The organism is Ancylomarina sp. YFZ004 (assembly GCF_054254355.1).
In genome coordinates this window covers 382,432-406,249 of the sequence record NZ_JBTCHQ010000003.1, presented here as the reverse complement: position 1 = coordinate 406,249, position 23,818 = coordinate 382,432, and the positions used below count along the sequence as shown (strand labels likewise).

Here is a 23,818-nt window from a genome sequence, read left to right as displayed (position 1 = left end):
GGAATTATAAGTTGTGAATTTGTAAAGTAGGCCTGATTTATATTAGATATTAGGCATTTCTAATTCATAACTCGTAATTCATAATTGAAAAACTGATGGCTAGATTTTCTAGAATAGAAGTTGCTTTGAAAATGAAAGAGACAGGTATGATTCCCGTTTTTTTTCATAAAGATATAGAGGTTTGTAAAGAGGTTGTAAAAGCTTGTTATGATGGTGGAGCTCGTTTGTTCGAGTTTGTTAATCGCGGCGATTATGCGCATCAAACCTTTGATGAATTAAATAAGTGGGTAAGCAAAGAATGTCCTGATATGATGTTAGGCGTTGGATCTGTTATTGATGCAGGAACAACATCTTTATACATCCAATTGGGAACTAATTTTGTGGTTTCTCCTATCTTAAATGCCGAAATGGCTAAGGTATGTAACCGACGTAAAGTAGCCTGGTCTCCAGGTTGTGGTTCACTTACCGAAATATCATACGCTGAAGAGTTAGGTGCTGAGGTTGTTAAAATCTTCCCAGGTGCTCAAGTAGGTGGTCCTGAGTTTGTGAAGGCTGTAAAAGGTCCATTCCCATGGTCATCTATTATGCCAACAGGTGGTGTTAAACCAGATGAAGAGAATTTAAAATCTTGGTTCGATGCTGGTGTACATTGCGTTGGAATGGGCTCACAACTGATGGTTAAAAAAGCGGATGGATCATTTGATTATCCTGCAATTACAGCATCATGCAAAAGAGCTTTAGATATTATTAAGAAACTAAGATAATAAGAAGGGAATCTTCTTTTAAAGGATTTATAAGGAAACTAATTATGGAAAAACCACAAGGGAATTATCGCTATAGAATATTGGCGATGCTCTTTTTTGCTACGACGATTAACTATATGGATCGTAGTATTATGGGAGTCTTGGGACCAACATTAATGGATCGATTTGATTGGACCAATGCTGATTATGGTTATATCAATATGGCTTTTAAAGCGGCTTATGCTATCGGTATGATCAGCATGGGTGGTATAATTGACCGTTTTGGTACTAGAATTGGCTATACGCTTTCAATAGCTATTTGGAGTGTTTTTGGATTATTACACGCTGCTGTTCGTCCAGCATTTGCATTGATAGGTTTTATTGGTGCTAGATTTGGACTTGGAATTGGTGAAGCTGGTAATTTTCCAGCGGCTGTAAAAACAGTTGCTGAATGGTTCCCAAAGAAAGATCGTGCTTTTGCCACGGGTATTTTTAATGCAGGATCAAACGTTGGAGCGGTTCTTGCCCCAGCCATTATTCCTTTAGTGGTTGCAGCAAATGGTGATAATTGGCAATTTGCCTTTATGATAACAGCTGCTTTTAGTGCTATTTGGGTGGTTCTTTGGCTTAAGGTTTATAAGCGTCCAGAAGTACATCCAAAGGTTTCTAAGGAAGAGTTGGCTTATATTCTTCATGATTGCAAGCCATCAGAGGCAGATGCTGAAAAGGAAGCTGAGAAACTATCATGGTCACGCGTATTGCCTTTGCGTCAGACTTGGGCTTTCGCTATTGGAAAAATTACAGATGCTGTATGGTTCTTTTTTATGTTTTGGTCAGGTATTTTCTTCAAACAAAAATTTGGTTTAGATAGTATCAAAGAACTTGGTGGAGCATTGGTTGTTATTTATATTGTCGCTGATTTTGGTAGTATCGGTGGTGGTTATTTATCCAAAATATTTATAAATAGAGGTTGGACACTTAATGGAGCACGTAAAATTTCATTGTTGATTTGTGCGCTTTGTATTGCTCCTGTTTCTTTTGCAGCTTTGACTGATAATGTGTGGGTTGCCGTTGCTTTAATCGCTTTAGCATCAGGTGGACATCAGGCTTGGTCAGCTAACCTATTTACACTTGTTTCAGATGTGATGCCTAAAAAGGCGATTGCTTCTGTAGTAGGAATTGGAGGAATGGTTGGAGCTCTTTCGGGTATGGTCGTTGATTTTGCTTTAGGGCAAGGTTTAGATGCTACGGGTAACTCATTCTATTTTTGGATGTTCTTAGTAGCTGGAATGCTATACCTGGTTATTTTATTGATTATACATTTAATGTTACCTAAACTGGAACCTTTAAATGAAAATCTTGAACTGGTTAAGTAATTGTAATAAAAATAATAAATCTTATATTGTTATGTTTCATTTTGGTTTTGAGATATAATAGGTTTGGTGTAGGCAGAGTTCCATTATAAATGGAGCTTTGCCTTTTTTTTTATAAAAATTTCAATTTGAACTAAGTTTTCGTTTATTTGTAAGGTGTTTAGAATTGTTTTATTATCAATAAGATAGTTGTTAAATAAGCTTTGCCTTGAGAGTTTGAAGGTTAATCCTATTATTTGTTTTTCTATGAAGAAAATTCTGATTTTATTTATTTTTCTACTGGAGGTGCTTGTTTGTCAAGCACAAGATATCTATTTCGATCATCTAGATCTTAAAAATGGCCTTTCGCAAATATCAGTCACAGCACTTGAGCAGGACAATTTGGGAACCATGTGGATTGGAACTCGTGATGGTCTAAACCGTTATAACGGTTATGAAATTGATGTTTTTCGCCACAACAGGCAGGATACCAGTAGCCTTTTAGGGAATAATATTCGGGATTTGAAAGCGGATGCTAATAATAAATTATGGATTTTAACTGCCGAAGGAATCTCAAATATCAATTTGCAGAATGAAGAACTAATTAATTTTCCCAATCAAAATGTTAGCTGTTTTTATATCAGTGATAAGAATATATGGGTAGGAACGAATTTAGGCCTCTTCTTTTTAGATGAGGAGAGTCGTAAGTATAAAGCTGCAACTCAAATTTTCCCTCATAGAATAAAGGTGAATGAAATTTTTGAGGATTCAGAAGGAAATATCCTTATTGGGACCAGTGACAGAGGTCTTTTTCGTTATGACGCACTCTCCAATCAGTTGGATTCGATATTAGATGTAGAAGTTTCTTGCATACATAAAAGTTCGGATGGCCTTATCTGGGTCGGTACAACTGAAAATGGGGTGTATTGTTTAAAAAAAGATGAGGTTGTTGCCCATTATAATCAGGCTTCAGGCTTAACTCATAATGTGATTAGAGATATTACAGAAGATAAGAATGGGCGAATTTGGATAGGTACGTTTTTTGGGCTGAGTGTGCTTGATCCAGAAAAGAATCTGTTCACCAATTACTATCAGTCAGATAAAAAGCCTTATGGCTTGAGCCATAATTCCATTTATACTTTATTTCGCGATCAAGAAGGCAGTATCTGGATTGGTAGTTATTTTGGAGGTGTAAACATTTACAATTCTCAAACGAATATTTTTCGATATTTTGTTGCAGAAACCGATCAAAATAAATCGATCAATTATAGAGTCGTTGGATCTATGATTGAAGATGACGATAAGAATCTTTGGATTGCTACCGAAGGTGGCGGCGTGAATTTTTACGATAGAAAGAATAACAAATTTAAGTATATAACAAAGGGTGAGGGAGACTATAAGCTCTCACACAATAATGCAAAAAGTCTGTATCTGGATAAGCAAAATAGACTATGGATAGGAACCCATTTGGGAGGTTTGGATGTTTTGAATACAAAAACCGGAAGAATTAAAAAGTACTTAAAGAATGAAGATGATGTTCATTCAATTCCAAGTAATATTATTTCTGCAATAATTCCTTTCGAAAACAATTTACTCTTGGGAACCAATGATGGGGTGGTTGTGTTTAATCCAGATAAAGAAGAATTTAGTCCATTTTTTGAGAATAATGAATTCAAGAAAAGAATAGGCCAAAAAATTTACGCTTTATTATTAGACAGAGATCAACGTTTATGGATTGGATCGGAGACCAAAGGCTTAAGTGTATATGATTTAAAGTCTGGAGAGTTAAAGAACTTTAGGAATAATGTTCAGGATTTAAAAAGTATAGGGAGTAATTTTGTATATCAAATTTACCAGGATCACATGCGGAGAATTTGGGTTGCGACTTCAGGCGGAGGCCTTAATCGTTACCATCCAGAAAACGATAGCTTCACCGCTTATACCAGTAGTGATTACGATTTACCATCTGACTTTATTTATGGAATAGCAGAATCGAGATATGGTTTTCTTTGGATTGCTACAAGTAAAGGAATCAGCCGTTTCGATGTTGAAGAAGAAAGTTTTCGTGCTTACGATTATCAGAACGGATTTCCTTTGAGTGAGATTAATGAAAGGGGTTTGTATATAACAAGCGATGGAGAAGTATTTGTAGGTGGTATTCATGGTATGGTTTCTTTTTATGAGAAAGAGTTACAAAATCAGTCAGTAAAACACCCGCTTTATTTTACTGAACTTCGCGTAAATAATAGTGAAGTGCATCCCAATGATGAAAGTGGTATTTTATCTCAAACACTTCCTTTTACAGAATCGATACGTTTAAATTCAACTCACAGTGTCGTCTCTTTCGATTTTACATCTTTCAATTATTTGAAAACGAATAAAACCAGATACTCATATAAACTTGATGGTTTTGATTCTGATTGGGTGGATGCTGGCTATCGAAGAAGTGTTAATTATACGAATCTGAAAGCTGGAACATATACGTTTACTGTAAAAGAAAAGTTACGACAGGGTGAAGACGGTGCTGAAACCAGTATGAAGATTATAATTGATCCTCCTTTTTACAATACATGGTGGGCTTATCTTATTTATATTGCTTTTGTAAGTGGCATTCTTTTTTATATAAACAGGGTTTTGATATCGAAGGCATTATTAGAGGAGAACCTAAAGAAAGAACAAAGTGATAAGGAACAAATTCGTGAGATGAATCGTTCCAAATTGCAATTTTTCACCAATATATCACATGAATTTCGTACACCGTTAACTCTAATTCTAGGGCAATTGGAAAGCTTGCTTGATAACTCTAATGTGCTTGCTCCCAAAATTTACAATAAAATGTTGGTGGCATATAAAAATTCATTCCGACTAAAGAAACTAATTGATGAACTTCTTGAATTTAGAAAGCAGGAGCTAGGACATATGAAGCTGAAAGTCAATGAGCATGACTTTATTGATTTTTCCAATATGATTTTTGATTCGTTTAAAGAGCATGCAGAGAGGCAGGAAATTAATTATAAGCTTGTTTGTTATCAGGATAAAATTCCTCTATGGTTTGATGCCAGACAGCTGGAAACAGTATTTTTAAATTTATTATCGAATGCTTTCAAATTTACACCTAAAGGCGGGTCAATTTATATTCTAATTAATAAAGCGAGCAAGGATCTTATCATTAAAGTTATTGATTCTGGCCCGGGGATGCCAAAAGCATATTTAGAAAAGATATTTGATCGTTTTTATCAGGTTGATAATATTAGCGAACACAAACAACAGCAGCTTGGGTCCGGAATTGGACTAGCCTTGAGTAAAGGTATTGTTGATATGCATGGTGGTTGTATTCGAGTAGAAAGTGAACTTGGAGAAGGGGCGTGTTTTGAGGTCAGTTTACCACTTGGTAAAGATCATTTTGAAGAAGAACAGGTGATTTGGGATAAACAGCAATTACTTGAGAAAAGTTTGCAATCGCCTCTATTAATAGAAAAAAATGAAGATTTAGAAAAAGAGTTACTGGATACGAACAACTTGGTTCCTAAGTCTACGAGTTTACTTATTGTAGAAGATAATGTAGAAGTCAGAGCTATGCTTTGTGACTCATTTAAAGATGAGTATAATATTGTTGAAGTAGAGAATGGACAGATGGGATTAGATGCAGCTCAACAACACCAACCTGATCTTATTATAAGTGACGTCATGATGCCTGTAATGTCGGGAACCGATATGTGTGAGAAGCTGAAATCTGATTTAACGACTTGTCATATTCCAATTGTTTTACTCACTGCCAAAGAAGCTGTTGAGCATAGGCTTGAAGGATTAGAAATCGGGGCAGATGATTATATCACGAAACCCTTCAATATTAAGTTGCTTAAGGCAAGATGTCGTAATTTAATAAAATCCAGAAAGCAATTGCAGGAAAGTTTTCAAACAAATCCTGGATTGGGGATAAAAGGTATTGCAACAAATTCTCTCGATGCTGAACTCCTCGAAAAAGCAATTGATATTGTGGATAAGAATCTTGATAATTCCAAATTTGATGTGAATACTTTTGCACAGGAAATGTGCTTAGGACGAACGAATTTGTATACCAAAATCAAAGGAATTACAGGTCAAACTCCCAATGAGTTTATTCTAAGCAGTCGATTGAAAAAGGCAGCGCATATGCTTCGTACTGAATCTGGAGTTAGTGTTGCAAATGTGGCCTACTCAGTTGGGTTTACCACACCTCGATATTTTAGTAAGTGTTTCAGTGATCAATTTAAAATTTCACCTTCGAAATATGCAAAAGGTGAGGATGCAATATCATAGTTGTTCAGCTTAAATGAGATTCCATTTTAATCACACGACCAATCTGCTATGTCTTATTGGTCGTTTTTTTGTTTATAGAAACAATTCTATTCGTAAAAAAAAGAGTTGGATGAATTTGTATGCTATTAAATCCTGATTTCAGATTATTAACTGTTACTTCCAGACCTTAAAGCGCAAAATTATCTTCATATTCCTTTCTGTTACATTTCTGATTACCCGAATTTGCTGCTGATTAATTAAAATATTGTTCAGTCATGTAGTGTTTGTGGTCAGATTAGGTCTCTTTTGTGTTTGTAAAGACCCTACTGAATTATTTTGGACATCTTTTGTATAATAAAGTCATATCCTTAAATTTCTTTCCACGTAGTTTCATGCATTCGTTTTCGTAAGCATAATCATTATTAAAGACAGGTCTTGAGTAATTGCCATGTATTTGACTTTTAATGATTTTGTAGTTTATATAGAAAACAAACCCACACTAAATTTAACCCCTTTTTTGAAAGTGTGTGACAATTCTCTCTAAGTGGGTGAGGAATTGGAACCAGTTTCAAAAAGCAAACGATTTATGAAGAAATGAAAAAAATAATTGGACTTTTTGTATTCTTTTTCATTACAGGAATACAAATTCTCTTTGCACAGGACCATTCAGTCAGCGGAAAGGTTTCTCTTGAAGAGGATGGATTAGGCGTTCCTGGAGCTTCGGTTTCAGTGAAAGGAACAACAGTCGGTACTACAACCGATATTGATGGAAATTATGTGTTGAAAATCCCTGAAGATGGAAAGGTTCTCGTCTTTTCTTTTGTAGGAACAAAAACTCAGGAAATTCTTATAGGAACAAAGCTTACTATAAATATAGGCCTGCAAACTGATAATATTGGTTTGAACGAGGTTGTTGCAGTTGGCTATGGTACCATGCGCAAAAGTGACCTGACAGGTGCAACTTCGCGGGTATCTTCGGAATCGATTGTGAGTATTCAAACTGCTGATGTGAGCCAGGCTCTGCAGGGGAGACTTTCAGGTGTTTCTGTACAATCTAATAGTGGGGCACCAGGTGGAGATATAAAAATTAGAATTCGAGGAACCAACTCAATTAATGGAAGTAACGATCCTTTGGTTATTGTAGATGGTTTTATTGGGCAATCGTTATCGGATTTGAATCCAAACGATATTGAATCTTTAGAGGTATTGAAAGATGCTTCAGCTACTGCAATATACGGATCACGTGGTGCTAATGGTGTGATATTAGTTACAACAAAAAGAGGTAAGGAAGGGAAAATTCAGATCTCGTATAATGGTTATGCAGGTATTCAGAAATTAACCAATAAAATGAATTTGATGGATGCTGCTACTTATGCTAAAACAGTCAATCAGAAGCGTGTAGAGACCGGTGGATCTGAAGATTATACTCTGGAACAAATTGAAGGTTTTAGAGCAAATGGAGGGACTGATTGGCAAGATGAGATCTATAGAACAGCCATGACACAAAATCATGATCTTTCGGTTAGTGGAAAAAAGGATGGTTTCAATTATCTGTTTTCTGGACAATACTTAAATCAGGATGGGATTTTAAAGAATTCAAATTTTGAAAGATTTAGCTATCGGGCAAATGTTGATGTTGATTTATCTTCCAAATTAAAATTAGGTATCAGAATAAATGGAATCCTGAGTAAAGATCGTCCTCATAAATTGAGTTGGCCTAATGGATCTATCTCGAATGATGCGATTACAATGGAACCTACTCTTCCTATTTATGATGAAGAAGGTAATTACACACGATCAGGAGCTGCAACAGTATCTAATCCAGTTGCTGATTATAAAGAGCAAAATCATTATATCGATAATGTGAAGCAAAACTTGAACGCTTATTTTGATTATAAGATTTCAGATAAGTGGAACCTTAGAGTATCGGGAGGATTTAATACCCGTGACTACGTATCTAATATGTATTCGAGTGTAAATTTATATGCTGGTGTTGGAGATAATGGACGTGCTTCTATTTCTAATAAAAAATACTACGTATGGCAAAACACTAATATTCTGAACTATAAAAACCAGATTGGAAAGCATAAAATTGATTTTACTCTAGTAAATGAGCAAACGGGATCTAAGACTCAAAATTCTAGCCTTTCGACAAAGAATTTCGATGTTGAAAATGGCTTTTATGATGTTTCATTGGGGAAAGAACCTTTGGCTCCATCATCTTCATTTGTTGACTGGCAATTGATGTCTTTTCTAAGTCGTATAAACTATGTGTTTGATGATAAATATTTATTTACAGTAGCTATGAGAGCAGATGGTTCATCTAAATTTGCTGATAATCACAAATGGGGATACTTTCCTAGTGGTTCTGCCGCTTGGCGACTTTCTGAAGAGCCTTTCATGAAAGATTGGGGCTTTTTCGATAATTTGAAACTGCGTTCTAGTTTTGGTATTACCGGATCTCAGTCTACAGCTCCTTATCAGTCAAAAGGCGTGATGAATACAGGGGTGAATTATGCTGTTGATGGTTCAGCCGTAAGTGTAGGAATTGCACCAGCACGTTCTGATAATCCTTATTTGTCCTGGGAGAAAACAGCCCAGGTTGATTTAGGAATCGATATGGCCGTTTGGAATGGTAAATTAACTCTTACTGCTGATTATTATTACAAACGAACAAGTGATCTGCTTTTGGAAGTGGCAGTTCCATTTTATACGGGTTTCAAATCAGAGTTTAAGAATCTTGGTGAAGTAGAGAATGAAGGATTTGAAGTTGATCTAGGAACTAATCTGGAGTTTGGTAAATTGAAATGGCATTCAAATATAACATTGAGTATTAACAGAAACAAAGTATTGGATTTAGGTGATAGTGAAAAGATTGTCATGGGTGATAATACAACCAGTGCTTTAATTCAGAAGGGAAAATCTTTAGGATTAATTTATGGTTATAAATTTGATGGCGTTTGGCAGGCTAGTGAAGCAACTGAAGCGGCAGTTTTTGGTAATAAGCCAGGTGATGCACGTTTTGTAGATGTTAATGGCGATCAAGTAATATCAGCGGATGATAGAACTATTATAGGGCATGGTTATCCAAAGTTTAGTATGGGGTGGTCTAATTCTTTCACATATAAGAATTTCGATATGGATTTCTTATTTGTAGGCACATTCGGGAATGATGTGAAGAATGAAGTGTACAGCCGTTCTATGGGATGGAGTAATCAGGATGCTACTAATGTTGATATTTTAAATCGTTGGACTCCTGAAAATGCGAGCAATACCATTCCTGCATTTAGTAAAACCTATAAGACATCTTATTTAGACAATTCTTCAGCTGTTGTAGAAGATGCATCATTTATTAGATTGAGTAATGTTTCACTTGGTTATACTTTTGACCGTGACGTATTGAACAGATTCAATATTGAAAAACTTAGAATTTTTGTAAGTGGTCAGAATCTATGGACCTCGACAGATTATAAGGGTTATAATCCAGAAGTGAATAATGCAGGAGGAGCAAGTACAGACTATAGTGTTGGTTTTGACCGTGCCCCGTATCCATTAGCTAGAGTGATTAATTTTGGTGTAAACTTGACATTTTAAAACCTTGAATTGAAATGAATAAAATATATAAAAATATAAGTTATGGCTTAAGTTTTTTAATTTGCTTGAGTTTGTTTTCAGCTTGCGATTTCTTAGAAGAGGAGGATACTTATTTATTGAGTCCTGATAACTATTTTTCATCGGAACAAGAGTTGGATGCAGCCATATATCCGATATACAACTATATTTTCAAAGATGATAGCCGATTAAATGGTATCAGTGGTCGTGGTTGGGGTCTAAATTCAGGAGCCGATGACATTACTGCCACCAGAGGTTTAAATAAGCAACGCTTATTGGAGTTTGACGATTTTGAAGTTTCTACAGAAAATAACGACCTCGAAATGGCTTGGAAAGCTCTTTATCGTGCGGTAGGAGCAGCAAATAATGTGATCAGAAATATTGATCGTATCCAGGAAATCCCAATGGCTGATGGTCTGCGAAATGCCCGGATAGGAGAGGTGCGTTTCTTGCGTGCTCTTTCTTACTTCTATTTGGTTCGTTTCTGGGGAGAAGTGCCTATTGTTGACGACTTGATGAACGGTGTTGATGCGCAAAAAGCTAGAAAAGCTAAAATTGAGGAAGTATACGATTTTATATTAGCAGATGCATTAGAGGCTGAAAAATTATTGCCTGTTGATCAAGTTGATAAAGGACGTCCAAGTCAGGATGCTGTCAAAACTTTACTTTCCTATGTCTATTTACATATGGCTGGATGGCCTTTGGAAAAAGGAAGCGAATACTACCAAAAAGCAGCAGATAAAGCCAAGGAAATTATCGATGCGGGTAACTATCAATTAGAAGCAGATTATTCAGACTTGTGGAAATTTGATTCGCGATTTTCCGAGAATGAACATATTTTTGCTTTTTATCCAGATTTTTCTTCAAATAGAAATTACGGAACCTTTGGTAATAAATCTTTTAGAGGTAAAGAAGAAGGTGGATGGAGAGAAGTTTTGGTTGAAAAAGAATTTGCCCGAAACTTTCCAAACGATAATCGAAAAGAATGGACAATTTATGAAACCATTAAATACGATAAAAAGGGTAGAGACTTGCCGGAAGCTAAATGGATTCCTTGGGAGAATTCATTAGAAGCACATCCTTTTATTGCCAAATTTCGTGATATAGGTGGTGCAACATGGAATGAAGCGACTTCCAATTGTTTGTATCCTATCTTCCGATTTGCTGATGTTTTATTGATTTATGCAGAAGCGTCAAATTTAGCAGAAGGAGCTCCATCTGCACTAGCTTATGCTGCATTATGGGCTGTTCAGGATAGAGCTTATGTAGGAAGTTCGGTAGAAAGTAACAAGCTTACATTCGGAGCTTCTCAGGATGAATTTGATGAAGTTGTGCTACAAGAGCGTGCTTGGGAGTTTGCCTTTGAAATGAAACGTTGGCACGATTTGGTACGACGAAACAAAGTGAAGGAAGCAAATTTAAACCATGCGGACGAGCGAAATGATTTCGACGCATCTTCCATTACTGAAGATAAATATCTGTTCCCAATCCCGGCAAGGGAGAAATTGATTAATCCAAATTTATAAAAAAAGATGAGCTGGTATTTATTGCCAGCTCATATTTTTAATTCCCCTATTCGTGAGAACTTAAGAATAGATTTATTCCTTCCCCTTAGCTTAATCAGAAAAGCTTCTCTTCATAATTGGAGATATTTCCTTTTTTATAAAGGTTAATGTCCCGTAAAACCAATACAAATATCACTTATTATCAGTGAGTTTGACATAAAAAGTTTGACTTAAGGAACTCTTTGATATTTTTACACCCAAATTCGTACAGAATATGGTGTAATCGTACGAATAAAGAGTCTTAGATGCTATGATTGTGTCGTTTGGAAGATATTGGATGTTTTTTGGATAAAAGTATCATATCGACACTTTATGGCTTAGATATATTTACGCAGTCGTTTTCGTAAGCGACTTTGATATCTAAAAAAATCTAATACTAATATGACTAAAACCCAAATCTAATGAATCATTCAAACGATTGTAAAAGTAAATGGCGCTTGGGAAGCCAATGGATGGCCATAGCTTTTGCCTTCCTTTCGGTCTTCACTTTTTCTTGTGATGACGAAACGGAAAATAAGGAAGTGATGGCACCCAGTGAACTTCGTTATGCTTCGGTAAGTGAAGTTTATGAAGGTAAAGCAATGGAAACTGCTAGTCCTGTAGTTTTTTCAACTGGAAAAAGTACATTTGAAATTGCAGCAGGTACTGCCGAAGATGGTGGTACTTATATTGAAGGAGAGTTTCAGATTGTTGATACAGTTGGTGTCATCAAATTGGAAGCCGATAATCAACTTGTTGCAGGAACATACTCTCTTGATATTAAAGTAAGCAATAGCGCTGGAGAAACCACTTTCCCAAATGCTTTTGAGTTGATTGTTTTGCCATCAGCTATTGAAGGCTTACAGTACACTCCATTTACACAAACCATTGTTCGTGGACTTGAAGGTCAGAAGACAAGTGTACCTGTTTTTAAAGGTAGTAATCCAGCAACTTTCGAATTACTTGAGGCTGGTGATTTTATAATTAATGCTGAGACAGGTGAGGTTTCTTTACCTCTGGATTCTGAAATTCAGGCAGGTGATTATAATTTAACAGTTAAGGTTCTTAATGCTGGTGGAACTGCCACATTTGAAGACGTTATCACTATTCAGCTAGAAACTAAAGCTGAAGAATTGCTTTATACACCACAATCTTATTTAGATGTACAGCAAGGACAGGCAATGCAAAGTTCTGAGCCGACAGTTGGGGGAACTGCACCATTTACTTTCGAGTTGAAAGACAATATGGGAGCTTTCACAATTGATGCGAATACAGGTGTTATTTCATTGCCTGTTGATCATGCATTGGATATTGATACTTATAATCTAACAGTTGTTGTTACAAATGCACATGGAAGTACTGAGTTTGCAAATGCAGCTTCAATTCAAATTGTTGAGATCAAAGCTGTATTGCCTTCTAATTTGCAATATGCAACAAATACATATGTTGTAAATGAGGCCTTTGCTTTTGAATCGGTTCAACCGACTGTATCTGGATCTACGCCAATGACATTTTCTTTGGTTGATGATAGAGGTGCTTTTGTAATTGATGCAAACACGGGTGTGGTTTCGCTTATAGAAGGAAATACTTTGACTGTTGGAGAATATCCTCTTTCGGTGAAAGCAACTAATATAAAAGGAGAAGTGACTTTTGCTGATGCAATCACTGTAACAATTAAACTTGCTATTTCAGAGGTGATATTCGAAGATGGTTGGGATACTGTTAATCCTTCGGTTGGAGAAAAAGCTTTGGGCAATATGCTTACATACAGTGCTGTTGGAGATCCTGTTCAAGCTAGTAATAACAAATGGACTCAAGGATGGGGTAATTGGGGCGTTAAAGATCAATCTGATGCCTCTGTACGAGGAGCTTCTATGATACCAGCTAAAAAAGAAAATGATGACTGGTTGTTAGCACCTTCAGTTGATTTGACAAATTGTGTACAGGCAAAATTAAATTTTGCAGGTTACTCTAAATATGGTATTGATGCTAGTACGCTAACTTTGCTTGTAGCTGAAAATTATACTGGTGATGTTGATGCTGCCACTTGGGTAGAAGTCGCATTTGATCAATTACCAACTACGTCTCCTTCTGCAGATCGTGAAGTTGATTTGAGTCAATTCGATGGCAAAAATATTACAATTGCTCTTCGTCATTCAAGTCTTTTGTCTGGTGATCTTACCTTAATTCAGTTCTCAAGATCTCATTTTATAGTAGATTTCAAGGTAAATGCTATTCGTAAATAGGAATGATGATGATGATGAAAATAGGTCACAAAAAACATATACAAAGGATGGTGCCAGTATTACTACTGGTATCCTTCCTAAGCTTTGGTGCTGTATCTTCTTTTGCTAAAGATAAAAGCAAAGGAAAAACAGTCTTATTCGAAGATGGCTGGCAAGCTTTGAAACCTGTCGATGGAGAAAATCAAACAGGAAATTTCACTTGTATTAGCCTTGAGGGAGAAGCTGTTCAATCGGCTAATAAAAAATGGACAAGCAGCTGGGGAAATTGGACCGTTAATGGTACTGATGGAGAATCTAAGCGAGGCGTTGTAATGGTTCCAAATAAGGAGATAAACGATGATTGGTTAATTTCTGAAGAGATTGACTTGAATGATTGCAAAAAGCCTGTATTGAATATCGAAGCATACTCGAAATACGGGACAGCTGCTGGGAATGACTTGAAAGTTTTAATATCGACTAATTATAATGGAGATATTGAATCAGCTAATTGGGATGAGTTGTACTTGGAGAGTATTCATAAGCAAAACCAAGCAGTAGGTCGTCGTATTCTTCTGAAGAAATATCTGGGAGAAAAAGTAGTTGTTGCATTTAGATCTATTCATAAAGGAAAATCCCTTAAGAATTTGACCAGAACAACATTTATTTCGAAAGTGACAGTTAGTGCAATGAAAAAATAGTGTTGTCTGAATAAGATTAACCTAATCTATAGAAATGAATTTCATGAAAAATATAAATAAACTTAGAAAATTGGCACACGGCGTACTTTTGCTTGTGTTTATGTTTTCGTCGACCCTAATTTTTGCTCAAGGCAAAAAAGTTAGTGGAGTTGTTAATGATGCTTCTGGTATTACTTTACCAGGTGTTAGTATTTTGGAAAAAGGAACTACAAACGGTACTTCAACAGATATTGATGGGAAGTTTAGCTTGCAGGTAAAACCAAATGCAGACTTAGTCATTTCTTTTATCGGGTTCAAAACTCGAACAATTAGTGTTGAAGGCTCGGTTGATTTTACAATTGAATTGCAGGAAGACACACAGCAGTTAGATCAGGTCGTAGTCGTAGGATATGGAACTAAGAGTATTAAAGATATTACAGGTTCAATAGCCTCTGTTCGACCAGAAGATTTGGCAAAAGCACCAGTTGCAAATTTCGACCAGGCACTTTCTGGACGTATGGCAGGTGTGCAGGTAACCAGTACTGATGGTCAGCCAGGTAGTGGAATGCAAATTGTAATTCGTGGGGGGAATTCCGTTACGGGTGATAATACGCCATTGTATGTGATTGATGGAATACCAATGGAAAGTTTTGATCCAGGTATGATTTCAACTCGAGATATAGAAAGTTACGATGTCTTAAAGGATGCTTCTGCAACTGCTATTTATGGTTCACGTGGAGCAAATGGTGTTATTATCATTAACACAAAAGGTGGAAAAGTAGGGCCTTCAAAAGTGAATTTTAACTCATCAGTTGGTGTGCAATGGATTCCGAACAGAATTGATGTGATGAAGCCTTATGATTTTGTTGAATTGCAAAAAGAAGTAGCTTATGCAAAAGGTGGAACTTCTATCGATGATTTTTATTCTTTTTGGGTTGATTCTGATTCGTATCGTGATACTAAAGGAACAAATTGGCAGGATGAAATTTTCCGTCATGCCATCATTCAGAATCATACTGTGTCGATGAGTGGCGGTAACAAGAAAACAAAACATTATGCCTCTTTTGATTATTTGAATCAGGAGGGTACAATGATCCAGACCGGTTATGAAAAATATAATGGACGTTTGAAACTAGACCATAACTTGACTGACAAGATCAAAGTGGGAATTAACATGAACTACTCTGTAATGCAACAGACTGGTGATAAAGTTTCTGGTAATAATCGTGTGAGTATTTTAGCCGATGCAATTACATTCCGTCCTGTTGAACCGATTAATGATGATGGCTTGCAGAATGGTATCGACCTGGATGATCCAAACAACATGCGTTTTAACCCTGTTAAGACTTTGAATAATACAGAGCGCAAAACTGATTGGAATGTTTTTCGTACCAATATCTATACAGATTTTACCTTAGCAAAAGGTTTAAATCTGAAACTCACAGGAGGTTATGTATCAGACAACCGTCGTCAAGAGTTATTTTATGGACAGGAAACTTTGGAAGGCTATAAAGGAGCTAACGGAATTAATGGTCAATTAACCGACCGTCGATATTACACAGCATCGACTTCGAATATATTGACTTATAAAACAAAAATTGACGATCATAAAATAACTGGATTATTGGGTTATGAATTCAGTGTTCGTAACAATGACTGGTTTAGAGCTCGTAATACACATATGCCTCTAGATAACCTGGGTGTTGACAATATTGGCTTAGGAGAGGATCCTAAGGTTCCAGAATCATATTCTGAGAAAGTTACATTATTGTCCTATTTCTCACGTTTAGATTATTCTTTTCGTGATAAATATTTGTTAACAGCTTCTTTCCGTATGGATGGTTCTTCTAAATTTATTGGAGATAATAAGTGGGGCTATTTCCCATCATTTTCTGCAGGTTGGAGAATGATTGAAGAACCTTTTATTAATGATTTGAATGTATTTTCTAATTTGAAGCTACGTGCTGGATGGGGTGCAACAGGAAACAATAAGGTAGGAGCTTATTCTGCACACAGTCAGATGAATGCTGATGCTTATAGTGGTTATGCTTTTGATGGACAGTATTCTAAAGGTATCTACATGACTAATTTGGCAGACCCAAATCTTAAATGGGAAACGACCTATCAGTATAATGCTGGTATAGATATGGGATTCTTTGATAACCGCTTAAATGTTACAGTTGATGCTTACAAAAAGAACACTATAGATCTATTATTAAATCGCTCAATGGCACCTTCTACATCATTTAAAACTGTGTGGACAAATGTGGGTGAAATAGAGAATAGAGGATTGGAAATTGCAATTACTTCTAGAAATATTGATACTGAAGATTTCAAATGGACAACAAATTTTAATATCTCATTCAATAGAAATAAAACCGTGAAATTGAATGATGGTGAATCTTCAATGTCACTTAACCCTGAGTGGAACTATAAGTTTACCGAACATCAATATATTACCTCTGTAGGTAATCCTGTTGGACAAATTTACGGTCTTTTATCAGACGGTCTTTATCAAGTTGATGATTTCAATTATGTGAACGGAGATGGTTACGTATTAAAAGATGGTATAACTGACAATGGAGGTAATGTTATTCCTGGTTCAGTTAAATATAGAGATTTAAATAATGACTTAACTATCGATGAAAGAGATAGAACGGTTATTGGTAATCCTGAGCCATTGCATTTTGGTGGTATTAATAACACGTTTAATTATAAGAATTGGGATCTTTCATTCTTGTTTCAATGGTCATATGGAAATGATATCTTAAATGCTAACAGAATTCTTTTTGAAAGCCCAAGTATTAAAGAAAACTATAATTTCTATGCTTCGGTAGCTGATCGTTACACACCTACGAATCCTTCAAACGAAATACATACTATACGTGGAGATAAAGCGATATTAGGATATGCTCCTGAAGGAAATAAAGTGTCAGATCGAGTAATTGAAGACGGTTCTTATTTAAAACTGAAGACTTTATCGATTGGTTATACATTTGGTAAGGAACTGTTGAAAAAAACTGCCTTCTCAAAAGCCCGAGTATATGCAGCAGCTCAGAATTTATTGACATGGACTAATTATTCAGGTTATGATCCGGAAGTTTCTGTAGGAAAGTTTGGTGCTTTGACTCCAGGCTTAGACTATTCAGCTTATCCTGTGAGTACAACGGTAACCTTTGGTGTTGATGTAACTTTCTAAATAAAAATCTTAACATGAGTTACTTATATCGCTTTTATTTTGATAACCGCTTATAAGTGATTCATGTCAAAAGAAACATTGAACTCTTTTAGTGATTTTTTATAAATCTAGAGTTCTTAAAATATTTATTCAAATGAAAAGATCATTATTAATAATAATCGCAGTTTTATCAATCTTTTTTACGGGATGTGAAAAGGATTTGGAACAAAACCCTTTGTCAACGATTAGTCCAAGTAACTTCTATAGAAATGAAGGCGATTGTCGATTGGCTTTGAACTCAGTTTATAGTGATATCGGAAGTCGTTATGCTTATGGTGAGCAGTTGGGTATTCAGTTTATGGTGGGGACCGACGAATCAGTTTTCTCTCGTTCATATAATTCATGGACGATTGGTTTATACATTCATAATGCGTCTACCGTTGATATAGAGAATACATGGAGAACTTTGTATAGAGGTATTAATAATGCTAACCTTTTATTGGCAAATTTACCTAATGCAGATTTTAATGATGAAGCAAAAAAGCTAAGATATGAGGCTGAAACTAGATTTTTAAGAGCCTTTTATTATTTTGATTTAGTACGTTGGTGGGGTGGTGTACCATTAAGAACAGAGCCTATCAATGATGCACAAACAGCTAACGATTTTTCTCGTTCTTCTGCTGAAGAAGTTTACCAGTTTGTTATTGACGAGCTTGAAGCAATAGCTCCTAATTTACCTCTTCCTTCTGAAGGTTTGCAGTATGGTCGTGTTAGTAGAACAGCTGCTTGGGGACTTTTATCAAGAGTTTATTTGACTCAGGCAGGCGTTGCTTTGCAGCATATGCCTGCAGAATCGTATGCCAAAGTAATTGAATATTGCGATTTGGTTATCAATAGCGGAGAGCATAGCTTAATTACTGATTATTCAGAAGTATTTCTTAATGAAATTCAGGGTGTAAACAATGATACGGAAGTCATTTTTGAAGTTCAATTCGAAAATTTAAAGAGTTCAGGAATTGAAGAAAGTGGAAAACATGGTAACCTTAATGGTATTATGTGTCAGAAAGCAGGTTCACCATATGGATATGCTTTTACTTACGCAGGTTTGTCGCTAATCAATGCTTACGATCAGGATAATGATGTACGTTACGATTGGAATATTGCAGATTTCAAGGTAGACAAAAAGGGAGTAGTGAAAATTCAAAAGAACAATTACGAATGGTTTCCTGGAAAATTCCGTCGTATCCAAAAAATCACAAATACAGATGGTTCTTTAAGCTGGGTTGGTTTGGAACCAGGTGATATCGACAAGAATTATACAGGTATTAACTTTCCGATATTACGTTACTCAGATATTCTATTGATGAAAGCTGAGGCACTAAATGAGTTAGATCGTACTGCAGACGCTGTTCCATTTTTGGATCAGGTACGCACACGTTCTGGTTTATCTAATATCGAGTCCGCATTGGTTTCTACAAGCGAAAATTTCCACTCTCAGCTGATGGATGAACGAATGAGAGAATTTTGCTTCGAAGGTATTCGTAAGCATGACTTGATTCGTTGGGGTGTTCTGGAAGAAAAACTTCAGGGCTTAAGAACAGATATGGAGACAGCTAATATTGCGACCTCAAGAGAATGGTTATACCGTTCTTCTGATAATGTGGAAGCAAAGCATTATTTGTTGCCAATTCCATTGAAAGAAATGACTGAGAATAAAATGATGGAGCAAAATCCGTTGTGGAAATAGATTAAGATAGGGATCAGAGAGATAAGCTCTCTTTGATCCTGTTTAATATGATAAAGAAAACAAATGTTATATAAAAGACAATGTTTTATCTCGATTGTGTTTTTACTGCTTAGTGGTGCAGCTTGTACATTTTCCTCAGTTTCAAAAAGCAATGGGAAAAATTCACAATCTGCGATTTCAATTTTTCAGGAAAAACTACAAATCAATATTGAAAATGAATTGAACCTATGTGAGGATCAATTAAAACAGTCTGTGGCTTTAAATACGGATTTAAATACGCATCCTCGCCTGATTGAATCTGGCGATAAGCATTGGAAAATGCCTAAGAACGATGTTTTAATCTGGACTGTTGGCTTCTACCCAGGCATTCTTTGGCAGATGTATGAAAGCACTCAGAATGAATATTGGAAAGAGGAAGCTCTGAAAAGAACATTGCCCCTTGAGTCCTATAAAAATAATCGTGAGCATCACGATGTGGGCTTCATGATGTATTGCTCTTATGGACAAGCCTATCGTTTAACTGGGAATAAAGAATATCGTGATGTTTTGATTCAGTCTGCTAAGTCATTAATATCAAGATATAATCCTAAAGTTGGAACCATAAAGTCATGGTCGAATGAACTACATCCTCAGTGGAAGCAACACATCACGATTATTGATAATATGTTGAATCTGGAACTTTTGTTTTGGGCTTCGAAAGAAACCGGAGATCCCATTTACAGAGACATTGCGGTGAAACATGCTGAAACGACTATGAAAAACCATTTCAGAGAAGATTTTTCATGTTATCATGTTGTGGAATACGATGAGAACACAGGTGCAGTTCGAAACAAAAACACGTCTCAAGGCTATGCTGATGAGAGTGTTTGGGCAAGAGGACAGTCCTGGGCAGTGTATGGTTATACCATGGTTTATCGTGAGACAGGTGATCCTAAATTTTTGGACTTTGCAAAGAAAGTATCTGAACGTTATATTTCTGGTCTGCCTGAGGATTATATACCCTATTGGGATTTTAATCTGACTGGTAAAAAGGGAGAACCTCGTGATGCTTCGGCTGCTGCGATTGCTGCTGCAGGTTTGGTTGAGTTGAGTACTTTGGTCAAAACATCAGAATTGGCAAAACGTTATTGTGCTGCTGCTGATGGAATATTAAACTCACTAGCTTCTCCAGCTTATTCTGCAAGGGGGGTAAATGATGCCTTTTTACTTCATAGTACAGGAGCTAAGCCACAAGGAAATGAAATTGATGTAGCACTGGTTTATGCTGATTATTATTATCTTGAGGCTTTATTAAGACGTAAAGCTTTAAAATAAGCCGAACATGCCTTTTAGGCTGTATTACTTACATATAGATATAGCTCCTTAAGGTTTAGAAAACTTTAAGGAGTTTTTTTTATCATATAATGTCAAGATTGTTTCAATTTGTTGAGAAGACAGTCAAACTATAGAAAAGGAAATGTTATTTTTAAGCCGTTTTATGTTTGGACTCGCCAGTCTTGGACTTTATAAAAAAATTAACCTTTGATTTTTTAAAATGAAGATTATTAAATACATCATCCTTATAGTTTTATTCCTTGCCTTTTCAGGATCTGCTTTCTCAAAAAATGAAAGCTTACGTTTTCAGAAACTTAACACTGTTGATGGCTTGAATTCAAACGTGGTGTATGCTTTATTTCAGGATTCCAGAGGCTTTATTTGGATGGGAACCAAAGAAGGCATTAATCGATACGATGCTTATAGTATTCGTTCTTTCTCCTTACCTTCTGATATCTACAAAAATAATGCGCATCAAAGAATCAATTCTATTTGTGAAGATTTAGCGGGTAATATCTGGTTAGGTACGCCCAATGGGATCATTCAAATGGAAGCTTTCACTGGTGAAATGACTCATTATTCTTTGCCAAACGAAACCAAGGCTTCTCAATCTCAATATGTCAATTCGATTGTTATATCTAATCAAAACGAAATTTGGGTAGGGACACGAAATGGCTTGTATCTCTATAATCAAGAACAGAATAAATTTAATCAATACGAATATTTCCCTTTTAGTAGTAAATCGACTTTTTATTCAAAAGGGGAGCGTGTGATCAATGATCTTTGTTTTGATGCCCAGGAAAATCTATGGATTGCAACGGCTGGTAATGGTCTTACAATTTTGGATATATCCCTTAAGAAGAAACGTGTTTTTAAACGATCAAAGGGGCAGAATATAAGTTTAATCAGTTCCAATTATATTGAATCTATTTTCAAAGATAGTCAGAATGTTATGTGGTTGGCAACGGTAAATGGGTTATGTCGTTACAATCCTAAAGAAGAAGACTTTTCGGTGTATCGACATTCTGATAAAAATCCCCATTCCATTTTAGACAATAGCGTGACAACAATTGCTGAAGATTTGGATGGACAACTTTGGATTGGTAGCAAAAAAGGTCTCGATCGCTTTGATAGAGCAAGTGGTGAATTTCATCATCATCAAAATCATCCTTTACGTCCCGAAAGTATTTCTAGCAATACCATTTTGTCTTTATTGGCTGATCGATCGGGTAATTTTTGGGTCGGAAGTATGCAGGGCGTCAATTATTTTTATCCTAAAAATCTAAAGTTTGATCTTTATCAAAATATACCCGATAACAAAAACTCATTAATTGATAATACCCTAAGAACTCTTGTTGCTGACTCTTCAGGAAAAATTTGGATTGGTAGTCTTAAGGACGGTATTAATAGTTTTGATCCGAAAACTCAGAAGTTTCTATCCTACCGTATGGAACATGGAACCAAACGATGGAAAAAACACAATGCTATTCGCACTGCATATATTGATATGAAGGGTCAACTTTTTTTTGGCACCGATGGGGGAGTCTTGCTTTATAATCAGGTGAAAAATCGTTTCGAAAACTTCGATGCACAGGGGAAAATAAGCTTCAAGAAGGGTGTTTTTGAAATTATGAAAGACAGTCAAGGTGCTTATTGGTTTGCTGAAATTGATAAAGGACTTTGGAGATGGCATCCATCTACGGGTGAAACTCATCTTTATAAAAAAGACTCTGTCAGTGGACTGATTAGTACCAACCTAAAAGTGATGCAACAAACTTCTGATGGAGATATTTGGGTCGGAACACATATGAAAGGCTTATGTAAATTGCCATTTGGACAAACAAAATTTATAAGTTACAAGCATTCCAAAAAACCAGGAAGCTTAAGTAATAATCGAGTGTATTCAATTTTCGAAGACTCTAAAAAGAACTTATGGATTGGTACTGGGAGGGGGTTAAATAAATACAATAAGACTAATGAGTCTTTTGATATTCTAGGTATCGATGAAGGACTTTCAGAGAAAATGATTCTTAGCATTCAAGAAGATAGCTTAGGCCGATTGTGGCTGGGAACCAACAAGGGTTTATCTTGTTTTGATGTAGATAAGCAGCAAGTCGCAAATTTTTATCAGGAAGATGGTTTGCAAGGGAATATTTTTGAATATAAAGTGGCCTCTAAACACGCTAGTGGACAATTGTATTTTGGTGGTAATAATGGCTTGAATGCTTTTTATCCTCAGGATTTCAAGATGAATACTTATATGCCTAACTTAAAGTTTATTCAAGCATCGTCTTCTAATGGTATTGTAAATATAAGTCGTAGTTTACTGGCTTCGGAAAATGATAATCAAAAGATTAAAATTGAAAATTCAGAAAAAAATGTTGTTGTTGAAATGGCTTCGGACTCTTATGTCGAAGCTTATAAAAACAACTATACATATAGAATATTACCACTAGACTCCACTTGGAAGCTTTTAGCCTTATCACATCATGAAATTGAACTACCTGCACTAGACGTTGGAGAACATTCTCTAGAGGTCAAGGTTTCGAATAATCATATGAAGTGGAACCCCAAAGTTTCAGTTTTACAGATTGAGGTGAATCGAGATTGGAGTCAAAATAGTGGTCTATTGTATGGGCTTTTAATTTCATCAGCATTGGGACTGCTTGTTTGGCTAGGAAAATCTCGATTAAGAATAAGTAAAACTAGAAAGTCTAATAAACAACAGCAGGATAAAAAAACAACTAAGACGATATCTCGTGTGAAAGTTCCTGCTAAAGATGTATCCGAATGGGCTGAGTCCACAAAACAGCTTAAGGATTTTATGATAGAGACATCGCTTTACAGAGATAAGCGCCTTACAAAAGGACAATTGGCTATTCAGATTGGATGGACAGAGGTACACTTATCTAACACCCTACGTGAAGGTTTAGAGACTAATTTTAACGATTTTATAAACGCATTTAGAGTTGAAGAGGTCAAAGAGAGGTTAAAAGACCCGCGAAGTAGAGATTTCACCTTGATTGCAATAGCCGAGGAATGTGGTTTCAATTCTAAAACCTCATTTTATAGAACTTTTAAAAAGTTTACTGATTTGACACCTAGTGAGTACTTGGAACAAATACATCCTGAAGCTTAAATTTCAGCA

The 23,818-nt window shown here is 35.9% G+C and carries 11 protein-coding genes; all 11 read left to right on the top strand.

Going from position 1 to position 23,818, the window contains the following annotated elements; genetic code table 11:
• Positions 1–95: 95 nt before the first annotated feature.
• The 11 genes from ACXR6G_RS07190 to ACXR6G_RS07140 all read left to right on the top strand — a co-directional run bounded on the left by ACXR6G_RS07190 (position 96) and on the right by ACXR6G_RS07140 (position 23,809).
• Positions 96–764 carry a bifunctional 4-hydroxy-2-oxoglutarate aldolase/2-dehydro-3-deoxy-phosphogluconate aldolase gene (locus tag ACXR6G_RS07190; protein ID WP_458360736.1) on the top strand — a complete coding sequence of 223 codons (669 nt, stop codon included), beginning with the start codon at positions 96–98 and terminating at the stop codon, positions 762–764.
• A 44-nt stretch (positions 765–808) separates the two neighbouring features.
• The gene (locus tag ACXR6G_RS07185) at positions 809–2,119 is read left to right on the top strand and encodes an MFS transporter (RefSeq protein WP_458360735.1); all 1,311 of its coding nucleotides are present in this window, start codon (positions 809–811) and stop codon (positions 2,117–2,119) included.
• Between the two features lie 243 nt (positions 2,120–2,362).
• Positions 2,363–6,394 (top strand): hybrid sensor histidine kinase/response regulator transcription factor, encoded by a 4,032-nt coding sequence (locus tag ACXR6G_RS07180; RefSeq protein ID WP_458360734.1) that lies wholly within the window; start codon positions 2,363–2,365, stop codon positions 6,392–6,394.
• A gap of 573 nt (positions 6,395–6,967) precedes the next feature.
• Complete coding sequence (locus ACXR6G_RS07175; protein WP_458360733.1) at positions 6,968–9,967, top strand: SusC/RagA family TonB-linked outer membrane protein; 3,000 nt, start codon at positions 6,968–6,970, stop codon at positions 9,965–9,967.
• Between the two features lie 14 nt (positions 9,968–9,981).
• On the top strand, positions 9,982–11,511 hold the full coding sequence (locus tag ACXR6G_RS07170) for a RagB/SusD family nutrient uptake outer membrane protein (RefSeq protein WP_458360732.1): 1,530 nt from the start codon (positions 9,982–9,984) through the stop codon (positions 11,509–11,511).
• 440 nt (positions 11,512–11,951) lie between these two features.
• Complete coding sequence (locus ACXR6G_RS07165; protein WP_458360731.1) at positions 11,952–13,775, top strand: surface glycan-binding family protein; 1,824 nt, start codon at positions 11,952–11,954, stop codon at positions 13,773–13,775.
• 47 nt (positions 13,776–13,822) lie between these two features.
• Complete coding sequence (locus ACXR6G_RS07160) at positions 13,823–14,452, top strand: choice-of-anchor J domain-containing protein (protein ID WP_458360730.1); 630 nt, start codon at positions 13,823–13,825, stop codon at positions 14,450–14,452.
• A 43-nt stretch (positions 14,453–14,495) separates the two neighbouring features.
• Entirely contained in the window at positions 14,496–17,630 is a 3,135-nt protein-coding gene (locus ACXR6G_RS07155; RefSeq protein WP_458360729.1) for a SusC/RagA family TonB-linked outer membrane protein, read from the top strand.
• A 133-nt stretch (positions 17,631–17,763) separates the two neighbouring features.
• Complete coding sequence (locus ACXR6G_RS07150; RefSeq protein WP_458360728.1) at positions 17,764–19,356, top strand: RagB/SusD family nutrient uptake outer membrane protein; 1,593 nt, start codon at positions 17,764–17,766, stop codon at positions 19,354–19,356.
• Between the two features lie 63 nt (positions 19,357–19,419).
• A complete protein-coding gene (locus tag ACXR6G_RS07145) occupies positions 19,420–20,670 on the top strand; it encodes a glycoside hydrolase family 88 protein (protein ID WP_458360727.1) in 1,251 nt (416 codons plus the stop codon).
• 220 nt (positions 20,671–20,890) lie between these two features.
• Entirely contained in the window at positions 20,891–23,809 is a 2,919-nt protein-coding gene (locus tag ACXR6G_RS07140) for a ligand-binding sensor domain-containing protein (protein ID WP_458360726.1), read from the top strand.
• The last annotated feature ends 9 nt before the right edge of the window (positions 23,810–23,818 follow it).